This window comes from Hymenobacter rigui (genome assembly GCF_003944715.1).
Taxonomy (GTDB): Bacteria; Bacteroidota; Bacteroidia; order Cytophagales; family Hymenobacteraceae; genus Hymenobacter; species Hymenobacter rigui.
The window spans coordinates 138313-155138 of sequence record NZ_RWIT01000007.1; the positions used below are offsets into that span (position 1 = coordinate 138313).

General features: G+C 58.2%; 12 protein-coding genes. 10 read left to right on the top strand and 2 right to left on the bottom strand.

From position 1 onward, the window contains the following. Positions 1-13: 13 nt before the first annotated feature. Positions 14-4606 (bottom strand): translocation/assembly module TamB domain-containing protein, encoded by a 4593-nt coding sequence (locus tag EI291_RS14220; protein WP_125421106.1) that lies wholly within the window; start codon positions 4604-4606, stop codon positions 14-16. A gap of 298 nt (positions 4607-4904) precedes the next feature. On the opposite strand from EI291_RS14220, the gene tsaD reads away from it, so the two are divergent. From tsaD to EI291_RS14250, 6 genes are all read left to right on the top strand, one after another. Beyond that, positions 4905-5912, top strand: coding sequence for a tRNA (adenosine(37)-N6)-threonylcarbamoyltransferase complex transferase subunit TsaD (tsaD, locus tag EI291_RS14225; RefSeq protein WP_125421109.1), 1008 nt, complete (start codon positions 4905-4907; stop codon positions 5910-5912). A 346-nt stretch (positions 5913-6258) separates the two neighbouring features. Further along, positions 6259-7650, top strand: coding sequence for a DUF4932 domain-containing protein (locus tag EI291_RS14230; protein WP_125421112.1), 1392 nt, complete (start codon positions 6259-6261; stop codon positions 7648-7650). A 143-nt stretch (positions 7651-7793) separates the two neighbouring features. After that, positions 7794-8273, top strand: a complete 480-nt coding sequence (gene smpB / locus EI291_RS14235; protein WP_394343383.1) for an SsrA-binding protein SmpB — start codon at positions 7794-7796, stop codon at positions 8271-8273. Between the two features lie 154 nt (positions 8274-8427). Continuing rightward, entirely contained in the window at positions 8428-9234 is an 807-nt protein-coding gene (locus EI291_RS14240) for a C40 family peptidase (RefSeq protein ID WP_240635557.1), read from the top strand. A gap of 192 nt (positions 9235-9426) precedes the next feature. Beyond that, entirely contained in the window at positions 9427-9921 is a 495-nt protein-coding gene (locus EI291_RS14245) for an HNH endonuclease (protein WP_125421118.1), read from the top strand. Between the two features lie 134 nt (positions 9922-10055). Next, entirely contained in the window at positions 10056-10433 is a 378-nt protein-coding gene (locus tag EI291_RS14250) for a hypothetical protein (RefSeq protein WP_125421121.1), read from the top strand. Between the two features lie 85 nt (positions 10434-10518). Here the strand turns inward: EI291_RS14250 and EI291_RS14255 are convergent, their stop codons facing one another. Then, a complete protein-coding gene (locus tag EI291_RS14255; RefSeq protein WP_125421124.1) occupies positions 10519-11385 on the bottom strand; it encodes an alpha/beta fold hydrolase in 867 nt (288 codons plus the stop codon). A gap of 131 nt (positions 11386-11516) precedes the next feature. Here EI291_RS14255 and EI291_RS14260 point away from each other — a divergent pair, with 131 nt between their 5' ends. The 4 genes from EI291_RS14260 to rpsA all read left to right on the top strand — a co-directional run bounded on the left by EI291_RS14260 (position 11517) and on the right by rpsA (position 16663). Beyond that, positions 11517-12782, top strand: a complete 1266-nt coding sequence (locus tag EI291_RS14260; protein WP_170172646.1) for a DUF3298 and DUF4163 domain-containing protein — start codon at positions 11517-11519, stop codon at positions 12780-12782. A 169-nt stretch (positions 12783-12951) separates the two neighbouring features. After that, a complete protein-coding gene (locus EI291_RS14265; protein WP_125421130.1) occupies positions 12952-14016 on the top strand; it encodes a fatty acid desaturase family protein in 1065 nt (354 codons plus the stop codon). Between the two features lie 366 nt (positions 14017-14382). Further along, positions 14383-14706 (top strand): hypothetical protein, encoded by a 324-nt coding sequence (locus EI291_RS14270; RefSeq protein ID WP_125421133.1) that lies wholly within the window; start codon positions 14383-14385, stop codon positions 14704-14706. 142 nt (positions 14707-14848) lie between these two features. Next, complete coding sequence (gene rpsA / locus EI291_RS14275) at positions 14849-16663, top strand: 30S ribosomal protein S1 (protein WP_125421136.1); 1815 nt, start codon at positions 14849-14851, stop codon at positions 16661-16663. The last annotated feature ends 163 nt before the right edge of the window (positions 16664-16826 follow it).

A 16826-nucleotide genomic window follows, 5' to 3' on the forward strand; every position in this document is an offset into this window, starting at 1 on the left:
CACAATTTCACTTTTACATCACCGTACGCGGGTCGTCGTCGATTTGTAGTTCGCGGGCTTTGCGGGCGTTCTGGTCGCGGCGGCGCAGGCGTTTGCGCGAGAACAGCTCCCGGAAGGTATCAAACTGCTCGGTGTGCAGCAACGATACGCCTGCCCGGGCCTGGTTAACGCCCTGCGTAAAGCTGGTCAGGTCGCGCGGGGTGGTTTCGTAGCGCAGCTTCGCCCGGAACTTGCCGTCGGGGCGCAGGTAGTATTCCATGCTCAGGTCGCCGATAACCGAGGTTTGGGCAGCGCCAATGGGCTGGGTGCCGGAGGAGGTAGTGCCGGAAACACTATTGCTGCCGACGCTGCCTTCCCGCGTAATGCGCAGGCGCCCATTCATGAAGGAGTAGCTCAGCCGCAGCTGCAGGGCCTGAATATCTTCGGCAGTGAGGCCGTTGAGGTTGAAGCTGATTTCCAGGTTAGGGTCAATCTGGGAGGTAAGTAGGCCCAGCTGGGTAGAAATAATCTGGCCCAGGGAGTTGCCAATGGCATTGTTCTCGCCCTGCAGGCGGGTAACGGCCAGGGAGCCGATAGGCGTGAGCTGCCGGAATACTACCAGGCTGAATACCTGCCGGTTCAACTCCTGCTCATCGTTGCGGATGGCCGACAGAAACGGCGCCAAATCCCCTTCCAGCGACGACGGAATATCATTGAATTCCAGATTCAGCTTGATAATGGGCTGCAGCAGCGGCCCCGTCAGGTTCATAACGGCCGTTACCGGTACTACGGCGGTATTGGTGGGGCCGCTGCCCGTGTTGTAAATGATGGGGGCCAGGGAGGTGCGCTGGGTGTAGGTAGCCGTAACGTTCATTTCGCCGGCCAGCGGGTCGCCGTTCCAGCTGATTACGCCGCCTGGCCGCACCACAAACTCCTTGTTCACCAGCCCCTGCAGCGTGAAGTTGTAGGCCCCCCGCACAATTTCCACCTGCCCGTACATATTGAAGTCGCCGCGCGTATCAATGTTCAGGCGCAGCTGCCCGGTGGCCGTACCCCGGATAATGTCGCCGGTGCTTTCGTCCAGCAGCAGCTCCACGTAGGCATCGGGGGTAATGTCCAGGTTCATGTTCAGACGAATACCCGACAAATCGGTAGTGCCGGCCACTTGCACCGGAGCAGTACCGGCCGTGTCGGGCAGGTTGCGGTTCACGAACTTGATGTACTTGGCCTGCTCCGCCTTGGCGGCGTTGTCAAACGGCAACGACACGCGCGTACCAGCCTCCGAGCGGGCCGTTACGTTGATGAACAGATTGTCGGAGGGGCCACGCACCACGGCTGTGCCAGTGGCGTAGGCCTGCCCGAAGTACAGCTCATTGTCTTTGCGGGTGGTATTGAGTACCTGCAGCTTGCGGTAGGTAGCATTGAGGTCCAGGCGCATATTCTGGAAGCCCTGCTCATAAATATTGCCATTCACCACGCCGGTATTGCCTTGCGGGTCGCGCACCGTGATGTTCTGCAGGGCAATGCGGTCCTCCAGGAACCGGATCCGGTCGGAGAAGGTGTAGGTGGTGCCCAGGTACAGGAACGTGATCTGCCCGTTGGTGACGTCGATGTTACCCGTTAGCATGGGGGCTGAAAGCGGGCCGGTAAGGCGCAGCGTACCCACGGCGGTACCATTCAGGTCTCGGAACAGGGTATTCAGGAAGGGTTCGGCCAGCTTGATGGGGGCGTTATCGAGTACGCCGGTTAGGTTCAGCTGCTGACGTTCTTCGCCGGGGGCGTAGTAGCCGGTTACGGCCACCACCCGCTGCTGGTCACGGGCCACATCGAGGCTCACGGCCAGGCGTTTGAGGGAGTTATCCCAGTCACCGCGGCCCTGTACGTCGCCGATAAACACGTTATCCATCTGCAGCGAATCTACTTTCAGCGTGGAGTTGATGACCAGCGGGCCGTACACGCCGCTGATGGTGCCCAGGGCATTCACGCGGCCGGCAAACTTCTGCCCGCCCGTCAGACCATTCAGCGTGGTCAGCTCAAAATCCTTCACGGTAAGGGCCAGCGGCTTGTTGGGGTTTTCAGACAGAAAACCCTGCGCGCTTATGCTCTGTCCGCCGTTGCTGAGCGTTACGTTCTGAAAATCAAACTCCCGGCCCCCGCCCGAAATAACCAGGGAGTTGTCCGGGGCAATGGTCCACTCCTTGCCCAGCACGTTCACCCCCGACTGCCGGAAGGTAATTTTCACGGCATCGTCGAGGAAGCCCAATGCCCCGTTAATCTGCGCTTTGTTGGTGGTGCCGGTTTGGGCCAGGGAGGTAGAGAAGTTGATTTTCTCCTGGTCCCACACGCCTTCCACGTAAAATTTCTCAGTGGCGCCCAGCCCCGGCACCCGCTGCCGCTCCGAGGTAACGCTGGCCTGGGCCAGTACCTCGGGCTGGTAGGGCAGCTTGGAGGTGGTCAGGTCAAACTCGCTGTTCTGCAGGCGCAGGCTGTCGTAGCGGAAATCCTTCACCAGCCCGCCGAGCTGGAAAATGGACGTTTGCCCGTTGCGGAAGGAGCCCTCAATGAAGGTGGAGTCCGACACGGTGAGTTGAGGCATGAACAGATGCAGTACCGGGTTGGGCTCCTTCAGCAGCATGCTCAGGCCCACCTGATAGTCGGGGAGGGGCCGCTGCCGCTTGCGGCGGTAATAGTCGGCAATGGCAGCGTCGTTGCTGGCGAAATTGAGGCGGTATTCCTCAATGAGCGTCGTGACGTCCCGGATTAAGGTGGTGGGGGTAAAGTTACCAGCCATGGCCAGGTTCAGCACCTCCGAGCGCACAGTAAGGCGGCGCTGCCCGCCGCCGTACTGGCTCACCACGTCCAGGGTATCAATGGGCACGGTGCGGCCGGCGTAGCTGAGGCGGGAGTTGCGCAGGCGCACATAACCCAGCAGCTCATCCAGCTTCAGTCCTTTAAACTTCACGTCGGCGGTGGTGGCCACCACTACGCTTTGCCGGGTGAGGCCCAACGCGCGCAAATCGGCGCGGCGCACGCGGGCCCGCAGGTCAAAGGCCTGGCGCTGCTTGTTCAGGTCCACGCTGCCGTCGGCATCAAACTGCAGGCTGGGGTCGTTGGCGGCAATTTTACCCGTAAACGACTCGCGGCTGAACTGCCCGTTGGTGGTGATGTTACGGTAGCGGTAGCCGTTCAGCCAAATGCTCTGCACAGTGGCATTGGCCGTGAGCCGGGCGGTGCGCAAATCGAAGCCCACGCCGGCCACTTTGCCGTTCAGGGTCACGTCGCGCACGGTGCTTTCGTCGCCCAGCAGCTTGCCCAGCTGAAAGCCAGTGGTGCGGACGGTGCCCTCGTAGCTACTGCGACTGGGGTCGTCCTTAAACTTCAGGTTTACGTCGCTCACCACCGAGCCCAGAGCCGTCTGGAACGAACCGTTAGCTACAAAGTCGTTATAGAACCCCAGGAACTGGCCTTTCAGCTTTACCGTGCCCAGCCGCTGCACGTAGGGCCAGCCCGAAGCCGGAATGTACTTGCGGATGTCGCGCCCGTCCACCACCGAGGGCTGCAGGCGCATTTCCACGAAGCTTTCCTTCAGGTTGGGCAGCCCTTCCACGTTGATGTCGCCCTTCACCCGGGTGTTGCGGCCGTAGGTGATGTCGAGGTTTTTGGTAGTGAAGTTGCGCACGTAGCCCTTGGCCTGCCCCGAAATCAGCACGGTTTCCTTCAGCTCGCGCATGAAGGGTTGGGGCGCAAACTTGGCAATGTCGTCGGAATACACCCGGCTGGGCTGGAGCCGGGCAATGACTTTCACCGAGTCGTTGAAGTCGGTGAAGTTCAGGAAATGGTCGTACTCGAAGCGCACATAGTTGCTGAGCTGGCTGTTCTGCACGCGCAGCATCAGCTTATCAAACTCCCAGAACTTGCCCGCGTAGGTCATGTTCGAGGTCAGCTCGCGCAGGCGGGTACCCGAGGGCTGGTCCACGGTGCGCAGGCCCATGATGTTGGCGTGGATGGTGTCGCCCTTGAACCACAGCTGGTCGGCATCGGCGTAGATGCTGTCCAGGTACATGTGGGCGTAATCCATGGTGCGGCCGTACTCCGGAATGCGGGGCACATTCTGGCGCTCCAGCACAAAGCGGCCGTTGCGCAGCCCCAAGGCCTCAATCTTAAAGTCGAAAGGCTTGCTGACTTTGGTGGTATCGGAAGGCCCCAGCAGCCGCTTTACGGAACTGATGAACTGGTCGAGGGTGGTGGAGTCGGGCTGGTTTTTGTAGGTAACTAGGTTGAAGCGGGGCTCCTCCAGCGTGAGTTTGCCCACGTGCAGGTGGCTGGGGTCGAATACCGAAAACAGGCGGATATCCGCATCGGCCCGACCGATGTTAAACAGTTCATTGCCGCGCCGGTCCAGCACCCGCACACCTTCCAGCACCACCCGCGAAAACGGCCGGATATCCACCCGGCCCACCAGCACCTGCTGGCCTAGCTTGTCGGTGAGGATACGGGCGGCGCGCTGGGCCACATCGGTCTGCACGCTTGGAATCCGCAGCGCCACCAACGCCCCCACCACGGCCAGCACTACCACCAGCAGCAGGGCAAGCAATACTTTCAGGACGACGGATAGAAACCGGGGCACAGGAGAGGAGTAAGTCGGGGCAACAACAAAGATAGGCAGTTGGCCCCGACCGTTGCCTGGGAAAACTGCCCGCGCTCAGAAACGGACAGGCCGGCTCCAGGGTTAAGCTGAAAACGCCCCTGCGCGGCATTCCGGTATTTTGCCCCGACCTTTGTTGAGAAGTTAGGAACGAGGAGTGAGGAGACAGGAGCTAGAAGTCAGGAGCCAAGTGCGAAATGTCTCCCTCTCTACCTTCGAACTCTAATGCCTAATCCCTGCCCCTGCCTCCTAACTTCTGGCTCCTAACTTTTAGATAAACATGCACCCCGTTATTCTCGCCATCGAATCTTCCTGCGACGACACCTCGGCTGCCGTGATGGTAGACGGGGAAATTCGCTCCAATGTAGTAGCCACCCAGCAGGTGCACGAGCAGTACGGTGGCGTGGTGCCCGAGCTGGCTTCGCGCGCCCACCAGCAGCACCTGATTCCGGTCGTGGAGGCGGCTTTGCAGAAAGCCGGCGTCAGCAAAGCTGATCTGGATGCCGTAGCCTTCACCCAAGGCCCCGGCCTGCTGGGCTCGTTGCTGGTGGGCGGCATGTTCGCCAAAACGCTGGCTCTGGCCCTGAACAAGCCCCTGATTGCCGTCAACCACATGCGGGCCCACATTCTGGCCCACTTCATTGAGGAGCCCCGTCCGCAGTTTCCGTTCCTGTGTCTCACCGTCAGTGGCGGCCACACCCAGCTGGTGGTGGTGCGCTCGGCCCTGGATATGGAAATCATCGGGCAGACCACCGACGACGCGGCCGGCGAGGCCTTCGACAAAACCGGCAAGCTGCTGGGCCTCCCGTACCCGGCCGGCCCCCACCTCGATAAGCTGGCCCGTCAGGGCAACCCCACCCGCTTCCCCTTCCCGGTAGGCGCTATGTCCGGCTACGACTTCTCGTTCAGCGGGCTGAAAACGTCGGTGCTGTACTTCCTGAAAAAGGAAACGGCCCAGAACCCCAACTTCATCCAGGAAAACCTGCCGGACCTCTGCGCCAGCATCCAGCATACCATCATCCAGACGCTGCTGCGCCAGCTCCGCCGCGCCGCCCACGACCAGGGCCTTACCCAGGTGGCCTTGGCCGGCGGGGTAGCCGCCAACAGCGGCCTGCGCCAAGCGTTGCAGGACGAGGCTGAAGCCCAAGGCTGGCAGGTGTTCATCCCGGCCTTCCAGTTCTGTACCGATAACGCCGGGATGGTGGCCATGACGGCCCACTTCCAGTACCAGGCCGGCGACTTCGCCGACCAGCTCGTCAGCTCCGACCCGCGCCTGAAGCTGTCGTAGCTGATGTAAAGGAAAGGCTGGCGGGTTAGGAGTGAAGGCGTCCCGAATTACGCGGTAGCGCTGCTGGTTTTCCAATTCAGCGGATTGCGAAGCCAGGTGCCAGCCCGCAGCCCACCGGCCGGCCGGTGGGCTGCGGGCTGGCACCGGAACAAGAACGCGGCAACGGCTGCGTACAATAACCGGTCGGACAGGCGCAGTTCGATCGGGATATGGTAGTATAAATCAGCTGAATAGCTTTTCAGGGTAACGATACGCTACTATTTCAAGTGCGGCCAAGGCAACGGATAGATCAACTCGGCGCGTCATTTTGAGCAGTCGGCTTCTTCCAGCCGCTTGCCAACGCACTATGAAACACGTTTCGCTCCTGCTTGCCACCGTGCTGCTGTCAACCGCTTGCTCTACAACCCGAACCGTTTCCCGGAGCTGGAAAAGCGAGCAAACAGCCAGCACCTGGGCAGCTTCCTTTGAGCAGTTTTCGGGCACTGAGCGGCTGCGGCTGCCCTCCCAGCCGGGCCAACTGATATACCTCAGTAGCCAATTTACCACCACCGCCGGCCAGCTCCAGCTCAGGTCCAGCGGCCAGGTACTGCCCACGCCTACCAAGGTAAGCCACCACAAAATTCCGCTGACCCCGCCCGCCCGGGTGGAGGTGGTGGGCCGGCAGGCGGCCGGCGCGTTTACGCTGCGCTACCCGGTGTATCAGCAGAAGCAGATTGCCGTCAAATCCAACCCCAACATCGAGCTGCTGGGCCTGTGCTACCTACTCACGCAGTACGACGACCTAGCAGCCATTCCGAGCGAGCAGACGTTTCTCATCAACGGCCAGAACATTCGGATTAAAGACCTGTACGCGCTGAATCTGAAGCTGGCGGCCCCGTTCACGCGCTTTGCCGGCTCCAAGCACCTGGCCGTCATTAAGTCCTATTTCGAGAAGGACTTTTACCTGCACTACGCCAATTTCCTGCTGAGCCTTGATGCCTTTCCGCAGGCCACGGTGCCGGCCGACAGCCGATTTGTGCGACAGTTTGCCTCCCTGGACGACGCGCGGCGGTTTATCGGGGCCTGCAACGCTTTCTACCAGGAAATTGCCTTTGATGCGTTTTTGCGGAAGCACCGGCCTTACTACGCAGCCATGTTGGCGGAGGTATCGGGCAACCTGCCGCCCGCAGGCTTCATCACCGAGATGGAGCACCTGTACAGCAAGCAGGTCGGCGAGTACCGGCTCTACCCAAGCCTGCTGGTACCATTCGGGTCGGGCTTCGCGGTGGGGGATGCACAGTCGGTGGGCAATATCTTCGGCAGCTTCGGGAAGCCGGAAAGCATTGCGGATACGGCGGCATTGCGCCTGGGCTTCGCCGATAGCAAAGCGCTGCGTACCGTGTGCATCCACGAGTTCGGGCACTCATTCGTGAATCCGGAAGTCGATCAGGTAAGTGCCGAGGCGCTGGCTAAAACGGCTTTTCTGTTCGAGCCCATCAAGGGCAAAATGAGCGAGCAGGGCTACAATCAGTGGAAAATCTGCCTCTACGAGCACTTCAACCGAGCCGGGGAAGTATTGGTAGCCCGCCTCGTGGGCGACCCGGCCAAAGCCGCCGAGCTGTTGCAGGACAATGTGCAAAACCGGGACTTTCGGTACCTGCCCCAGATAGTTGAAAAGCTGGACTACTGGTACTATAACGAGTACCTCGACAAGACTTACCAGCAGAAGGTGCAGGAAATAGTGGCCGAGTTGCGGTAAAGCGTGAAGCCGCCGCAACGGGCAGCCCGGCCGTATCCGTAGTAAAGCCGTAATTTTCGGTCCGGAAACAGCCCCGCTGCCATCTGCTGCGTACACCTTCCACTGCAAAACCCCTGCGCTACCCACCGCGCACCACTGCGAGAATCAACACCGTGAGTAAGAAAGACGATAAACCCAAGAACATCAACATCCAGAACCGCCGGGCCCGGCACGAGTACGCGTTTCTGGTGCAGTACGATGCTGGTATGATGCTGCAAGGCACCGAAATCAAGAGCATCCGGGAGGGCAGCGTGCAGCTGCAGGATGGCTTCTGCACCTTCCACCAAGATGGCAGCCTGTGGGCCCACAACATCACCATTGCCCAGTACACCGAGGGCACCTACAACAACCACGAGCCCACCCGGGCCCGCAAGCTGCTGCTCAACAAAAAGGAGCTGAAGCAGCTGGCCGGCAAAGCCCAGGAGCAGGGCCTCACCATCATTCCGGTGCGTATGTTCGTCAACGACCGGGGCTTTGCCAAGCTGGAAATTGCCCTGGCCAAAGGCAAAAAGCTCTACGACAAGCGCGACGACCTCAAAGCCAAAGACCAGAAACGCGAAATGGACCGCGCCCGGGACTACTAGGCGAGTTAGTGAAATGGTGATTTAGTGATTTTTCAAATCGATATTTGGCGGGCTGCTGTATAAGTGGGAGCTTCGTATGTTCATGTAGTGAGAGCAAGCAGGCTTGCTGATAAAATGAAAACTCACTAAGTCGCTAAATCACTGAATCACCACTTTGGAATACGGAATCTGCGCGCTGAGCGCTGTGCCGGTGCGGGCTGAGCCCTCCGATAAAGCCGAAATTGTTACGCAGCTCGTCTTCGGGGAGTGCTATTCTGTGCTGCGGGCGCAAAACCAGTGGCGGCAGATCCGGCTGGCGGCCGACGGCTACGAGGGCTGGTTCGATGTGAAGCAGCACCTGCCCGTGTCGGCTGCGTATTTTCAGCAGTGGCAGCAGCAGGACCACCCCCGCACCCTCGATGTGGTGCAGATGGTGAGCGACGAAACCACCCGCATTCCCGTGACGCTGGGCACCCGCCTGCCGTTTTTTGATGGCATGACGCTGCGGGTAGGGGAGCGGCAGATGTTCTACAACGGCGCCGCCACCAACCCGCTCAACGGCCACGGCCCCCACGGCCCCGCCGACGTGCGCCTGCGTCTGCTACTGAAAATGGGCCAGTCTTTCCTGAAAGCACCCTACCTGTGGGGCGGCAAAACCCTGTTCGGCATCGACTGCTCAGGCCTGATGCAGCAGCTCTACGGCCTCATCGGCGTGCAGCTCCCGCGCGATGCGCACCAGCAGATTCACCTGGGCCAGCCGGTGCACTTCGTAGCCCAAACCCGGCCCGGCGACCTGGCCTTCTTCGACAACGCCGAGGGCCGCATCATCCACGTGGGCCTGCTGCTGGAAGACCAGCAGATTCTGCACGCCAGCGGCGAAGTACGCATCGACCCTTTGGACCACAACGGCATCTTCCGCCGCGACCAGCAGAAGTACTCCCACAAGCTCCGCCTCATCAAGCGCATCCTGCCGGACGATTGAGTTGTCAGCTGCCATTTGTTAGTTATCGGTTGATGGTTAGCACTTGGTGACTGGAATCTGACAACTAACAACTGATAACGGACAACTTAATACCAACTCAATACCCTGCCGAACTAAAGCCTTTGGCTATTGTTAATACGCTAAGAATCATCTAGCTTTCTGGCAGAGCAGATTCATTTTTCTTAGCGTTATATGGACCAAAAAGTTCTTGTATTGAACGGTGACTACACGGCCATTACGCTGTGCAGTGTGCAGAAAGCCTTCGTGCTGCTGTTTCTGGAAAAGGCCGAGCTGATTGCCAAATCAGAGAATGGCGTGTTGCGCACGGTGAGTAAGGTATTTCCCAAGCCCAGCATCATCCGGCTGCAGCGCTACGTGCGCGTGCCCTACAAGGGCATTGCCCTCAGTCGGCACAACATTATGAAGCGGGACCATTTCGAGTGTCAGTATTGCGGCTCCACAAAAAACCTGACCCTCGACCACGTGCTGCCCCGAAGTAGGGGCGGGGACTCCAGTTGGGCCAACCTGCTCACGGCCTGCGCCCGGTGCAATCATGCCAAAGGGCACCGCACCCCTCAGGAAGCCGGCCTCACCATTCGGCAGCAGCCTAAAAAACCAACGCTTACCGGCTTCCTCAAACTCAGTGCCGGCACCCTCGACCAAAACTGGCATCCTTATCTGCACTAAAACCGGCAGCCCACGTGGCTGACCGGTTTTTTTGTTGCCAGTGGGTTTAATACTAAAACCAGATAAGCAGTGTGGATGCAACGTTTGTGACGCAGATATGCTCCCCATAACGTACCCATTCTATTGAATCAATTATGAAACAGCTTATACTTCTACTGTGCCTGTGCATAGTAAGCTTGCTGCACACATCCTGCAAAAAAGAGGATTCCGGTGAAATCCGGATTCGAGTGAAAAATGCCAGTAGCTACCGGTTCGAAAGCGTGTATGTGAATACTTCCGGTGGCGAGAATGAGTATGGTCCACTAGCTGCTAAGCAGGTATCTGACTACGCTGTCTACAAAGGAGCATACAATTATGCTTACATTAAAGTGGTGATAAATGGCCGGGAAATGTCGCTGCAGCCAACTGATTATGTAGGCGAAACGCCACTTGATCCAGGTAAATACACTTACGTCGTGGATGTGGAGGACCTGTCGAACGGCCGGCTGAAACTAACCTTTGAAACCCCCTAGCCGATTGGGGTTTCACCAAACACAACGGTGCCCCCGGTAGTCAATGCTACCGGGGGCACCGTTGTGTGTTTAAGGCCAATTATGCCTAGTACCGGTCGGCAGTGCCTTCCACGGTGCTGCCGGCCGCAAAAGCAGCCAGGTCACGGTTGAGGCGGTCCTTTTCGGTGATGAACAGGCCGTGCGGTGCGCCGGCGTACTCCACGTACTGAGCGTGGGGCACGTACTGCGTCATCCGCTCGCCGCTTACCTTGGCGGGTACTGTAGAATCGTCGCCGCCGTGGATTACCAGCGTGGGTACTTTGATGGTGGCCAGATCCTGGCGGAAGTCGGTAGCGGCAAAGGCGTACACGCATTGCTCCGTGGCGCGGGGCGAGGCCAGCTGGCAGATGCTCTGCATCCAATCCAGCGTGGGTTGGCTGACAGGGTGACTTACTACGCCCACACCAAAGAACTGCTTGCCGAAGGTGGCCAGGAAGTCGAAACGGTCTTTGTTGATGCCTTCCACCATTTTGTCGAAGTTCTCCTTCGGCGCGCCGTCGGGGTTATCGTCTGTTTTCAGCAGGAAGGGCGTTACGGCCGATACGAAGGCTACTTTGCTTACCCGGGCTCCGTTGTACTTGCTCATATAACGGGCCACTTCACCGCCACCCATGGAGAAGCCCACCAGCGTTACATTCTGCAGGTCAAGTTCCGTAAGTACGGCGTTGAGGTCATCGGCAAACGTGTCGTAATCGTTGCCGTCCCAGGTTTTGGTAGAGTTGCCGAAGCCCCGGCGGGTGTAGGCCACTACGCGGTTGCCGTGCTTGGGCAGCTCGGCCAGCTGGTACTCCCACATTTCATAAGTAGCGGGCCAGCCGTGAATCAGTACGATGGGGTTACCGCTGCCTTGGTCGGTGTAGTGCAGCTTTACGTCGGTGCCGTTGGTGTCCTGGCCGGCTTTAATGTAGCTCATAAGAAAGAGGCTGAAGAAGTAGAGAGGAAGAAACTATGTGGCTACATACGCCCGCGCTTTGGCTGGGGTAAGAGAATGCCAATATGTTGCACGCGTTTGAACGCCTAGCCAAATTCTGCGTTCTTTGGTCAATGAGCTTCCTTTCCACTGTTCCCGCTGGCCGCCTGCTCCGTGCATGGTCGGCTCCCGTGGCGGCCGGTATGCTGCTGGCTGCCTGTAACTCCGGTACCGATTCCTCGGCCGGTAAAACCACCGCCCCCGACGCTGCCGCTACTTCTGCCGCCGCCGCTCCTGTAGTGGCTGATACGCCGCCCTGGTACCACCAGTACCGTGGGGTGCTACCCGGTTCCTCCGACAGCATCACCGTTCATCTACAGCACCTGGGCGAAACTCCCGGTGAGACTACCCTGGGCCGTCTGGCCGGGTTCTACACGGCCGCCGATGGGCATCCGTACCAGCTGGCCGGCGACCAACCCACCGGCACCGACAGCCTGAACCTGCGCGACATCAGCCGGGAGCAGGCAACCGGTACCTCCGACGGAACGGAGTGGCTGCTGAAAAAGAAGGGTACCTCATTAGTGGGCACACTCAACGGCAAACCCCTGCAGCTGCGGCTGGTGCGCAACCCTACCGGCGTGCAGTTCTCGGCCCGCAGTTTTTCCGAAGACGTACTTCCCCGCCCAGATCATCCCGAAGACAGCATAGCCGCCCACCTTTCCATGTATGCCCTGGTGCCCACTGCCGGCCCCAGCCAAGAAAAGCTGGCCGCCAACATCGTGCGCGGCCTGCGTGGTGACACGCTCGAAACCAAACCGGCTCCGTCTTTGGATGCGCTGTGGAAGGAGCAGTTGGCTTATTTCACCAAGGAATACCGCAAGGAAGTAGCCCCGCTGATGGCTGATATGGCCAAGGATACTTCCGACTACCGTCCCCGTGCTTCGCTGGCTTACGAGCAGGAAGCCAACAGCTATGTGCTCTGGAATGACGGCAACCTGCTCAGCATCGGCTACTTCGGCTACGATTACTCCGGTGGGGCCCACGGCCTCTACGGCACCTACGTGCGCAGCTACGATACCCGTACCGGCCGCGCCCTCCGCTTCGACGACATATTCCGGGCCGGCACCAAGCCGCAGCTGGAAAGCATCCTCGGCCGCTACGCCCGTCCAGCCCTAGGCCTGAAGGATTCGGAGCCGCTGAAAAGCGCGCTGTTCCAGAATACGCTGCCCGCAACCCGCAACGTGTACCTGACCAGCGGCGGCGCGGTGTTCGTGTATTTGCCCTACGAGGTGGCTTCGTATGCCCAGGGCGAAATCAGCGTGTTTGTGCCGTATTCGGCGCTGCAACCCATATTGAAGCCCGGTTTGCCCATCAGTGGCGGTACTGTTGCCAGCCGCTAAGACGGTACTCATTTCCAGTAAAGCCCTCTTTCCGTGAACTAGTCGGCGGGAAGGGGGCTTTACCATATAGAGTCGGCGGCTGGTACAAAATCCGGCCATTTCGGTTACGTTGCCCGGCTTGCTGTTGGGAAGCGGTATCTTTAAGCAGTTTTTCCAAGCACCACCCCGCATGCACGCACCCAAATTCGCGGCTTCCCGCTCCTTTCATCAGGAGCTGAAGCGCCGCACCAACGCCTATTTTCAGGAAGCCGGCAAATCCACTACGGGCGGCAAAACCTTGTTTTTTAAAGCTGTACTGCTTACGGCGGCCTTCGTAGCCGTGTACCTGCACCTCGTGTTCTGGACGCCCGGCGTTTGGGTGGGTATTGCCGAATGCGCATTGCTGGGCCTCATCGGGGCCGCCATTGGCTTCAACGTGATGCACGACGGTGCCCACGGCTCCTTCAGCAAGAAGAAGTGGATGAACCAGTTTGCGGCCTTCACCCTCAACGTGATGGGCGGCAACTCCTACATGTGGAACGCCAAGCACAACCTCATTCACCACATGTACACCAACGTGGAAGGCGTGGACGACGACCTCGATGCCCAGCCCTGGTTGCGCCTGAGCCCCGAACAGCCCCGTCGCAAGCTCCACCGCTTCCAGCACCTGTACTTCTGGTTTTTCTACGCCCTGCTGTTCATCGCCTGGATTTTCTTCATGGATTACCAGAAGTATTTCAAAGGCAAAATCGGCGAAATGCCCATCAAGAAGATGACCGCCTCCGACCAGGGCGTATTCTGGGGCTTCAAGGCCCTGCACCTGGGCCTGTTCGTGGCCCTGCCCATCTACACCGTGGGCTTCCTGGGCTGGCTGGTGGGCTTTCTGGCGTTTGCCGCCGTGGCCGGTTTCACTCTGAGCATCGTGTTCCAGCTGGCGCATACCGTGGAGCACACCAGCTTCGTGGTGCCCCACGAAACCACCCGCAAGATTGAGGACGAGTGGGCCATCCACCAGATCAAAACCACCGCCAACTTCGCCACCGATAATAAAATCATCAGCTGGCTGGTGGGCGGCCTCAACTTCCAGGTCGAGCACCACCTGTTCCCCAACATCTCCCACGTCCATTATCCGGCCCTGAATAAAATTATCCGCCAGATGTGCGAGGAGTTTAACATTGAGTATAACGAGTATCCCAAGATGCGCTACGCCGTAGCCTCCCACGTAGCGCACCTGCGCGAGTTGGGCCGGGCGTAGATCTTTTGCTTCTTGCAGGTAACCTTTTTAAAGAGAGTGAAGCTGGCTTCACTCTCTTTTTTATATCTATTGGTCATTGCCTGAACTAACTAAATGAATATCGCTCCATTCGTTATCCTCTTACTACTCACAGCTTCTTGTAAGTCAGATAACTCAATGCCTTCTGCTTCGAATGGTTGTTTAGTGGTCAGCCCTACACTGCGGCAGCTGAATCTTCATGAGAACAGAATCAGGCTACAAATACCCGTTAGTTGGACCCATCAGCGCGAATTGAGGGTATGGGGGCCTGACTGTAAATCATGCTCGGGGGGCGAATACAGTTACTTAGTCAGCACCATTGACAGTAGTTCATTAGCTAGTATTAGTGTGACCATCTATCCTGCGGGTAACAATCGATTTCGGAGTGTAGCAGAAGAACTAAAAATTATGGCTGTAAAAGACTCCCAAGCCATTGTAATCAAAACATTTGTGAGTGTAAGTCAACGAATTCGTATTATCTACTTGGAATCTTGGCGTGACCGAAAACCCGTCTTGTTTGCTATAAAGGATGTTACAAGTCCTTATCGGCAACTATCTGTATATATACAGATGCCCAAAACGGCAGAGAACTTGGACTTGATTAAAAGGATGTTGGAAACAGTAGAAGTAGATAGAGCTTATATGGCAGAACCTTACAAGCAAAGCTATTAGCTAGTATCTCTCCCCAAACTCCGTATCTTTGCGGCCCCGCCAGGGTGGCGAGGCCGGCGTAACTGCGCTGTGTATCAAACAAAAACGCGTTCCGGAGGCGGGCCCTGCGCCGGACGTGTACACGAGGGCCATTGCTAATATCATGGCAGAAGTAGTAGACAACTTCGACTGGGACAACGTTTCAGCCAACGCTTTCGGTGGTAACTACACCGCTGAGCAGCGCGCCGAAATGGAGCAGATGTACAGCAGCACGCTGACTACTGTTCAGGAGGAAGAAGTAATTAAAGGCACCGTGGTTGGCATCACCGACCGTGACGTAATCCTGAACATCGGCTTCAAATCCGATGGTCTGGTGCCCCTCTCCGAATTCCGTGACCTGCCCGAGCTGAAAGTAGGCGACGAGGTAGAGGTATTCATCGAAGACCAGGAAGACCAGAACGGTCAGCTGATCCTGTCCCGTAAGAAGGCCAAGATCAAGCAGGCCTGGAAGTCGATTTACGACGCTCTGGAGAACGACACCGTTCTGGAAGGCGTAGTGAAGCGTCGCACCAAAGGCGGTCTGATCATGGACCTGGACGGCGTAGAAGCCTTCCTGCCCGGTTCGCAGATCGACGTGAAGCCCATCCGTGACTTCGACATCTACGTGGGTCGTCGCATGGAAGTGAAAGTGGTGAAAATCAACGCCGCTTTCGACAACGTGGTAGTTTCGCACAAAGTGCTCATCGAGAAAGACCTCGAGAAGCAGCGCGAAGCCATCCTCAACAACTTGGAGAAAGGCCAGATCCTGGAGGGCGTTATCAAGAACATGACCAACTTCGGTGTGTTCATCGACCTCGGTGGCGTAGACGGTCTGCTGCACATCACCGACATCTCGTGGGGCCGCATCGCTCACCCGAGCGAAGTACTGCAGCTCGACCAGAAGCTGAACATCGTAGTTCTGGACTTCGACGAAGCAAAGAAGCGTATCAGCCTCGGTCTGAAGCAGCTGACTCCCCACCCATGGGATTCGCTGCCCGCCGACATGGGCGTAGGCTCGAAAGTGAAAGGCCGTATCGTGAATGTTGCCGACTACGGTGCGTTCATGGAAATCATCCCCGGCGTAGAAGGCCTGATCCACGTTTCAGAAATGAGCTGGAGCCAGCACCTGCGTAACCCGCAGGACTTCATCAAGCAGGGCGACGTAGTTGAGGCTCAGATCCTGACCCTCGACCGCGAAGACCGCAAGATGAGCCTGGGCATCAAGCAACTGACTGAAGATCCGTGGACCCGTGGTGACTTCGCTACGAAGTACGCCGTTGGTACCAACCACAACGGTCTGGTGCGCAACCTGACCAACTTCGGCCTGTTCGTTGAGCTGGAAGAAGGTGTAGACGGCCTCGTGCACGTTTCGGACCTGTCGTGGACCAAGAAGATCAAGCATCCTTCGGAAGTAGTGAAGGTAGGTGACCGTCTGGACGTGGTAGTTCTCGAACTGGACGTTGCCAACCGTCGTCTGGCCCTGGGCCACAAGCAGCTGGAAGAAAACCCCTGGGATACGTTCCAGACGGTATTCACCCCCGGCTCGGTGCACAAGGCTACCATCACCGAGAAAACCGACCGTGGTGCGGTGCTCGAGCTGCCCTACGGCATCGAAGGCTTCGCGTATCCCAAGTCGCTGGGCAAAGAAGATGGTTCGCAGGCTGAAAACGGCGAAACCCTCGACTTCCGCGTGGTGGAGTTCTCGAAAGATGACCGTCGCGTAGTGCTGTCGCACTCTGCTGTGTACAACCAGCAGGCTGAAGAAGACAGCCGCGCTTCGAAATTCACCAAGAAGAAGCCGGCCGCTGGTGCTGCCGCTCCCCAAGGTGAAGGCAAAGTTGCCGATCTGAAGAAAGCTGAAAAGTCGACCCTCGGCGACCTGGACGCTCTGTCGGCTCTGCGCGACAAAATGCTGGGCAACGAGCAGGGCGCTGAGTAGTCAGCCCCGGCTTTAGCCACTTGAAGAAGGCCCCGGAGCAATCCGGGGCCTTTTTTTATAACACGAAGCGGAACTGCGCGCTGCAGGCAGCTGGAATGATTTTTTTTCACACACTCCCAGCGTCTTACCGTTGCAGGAGCACGAAAACTGCCTGTAGGCTTTG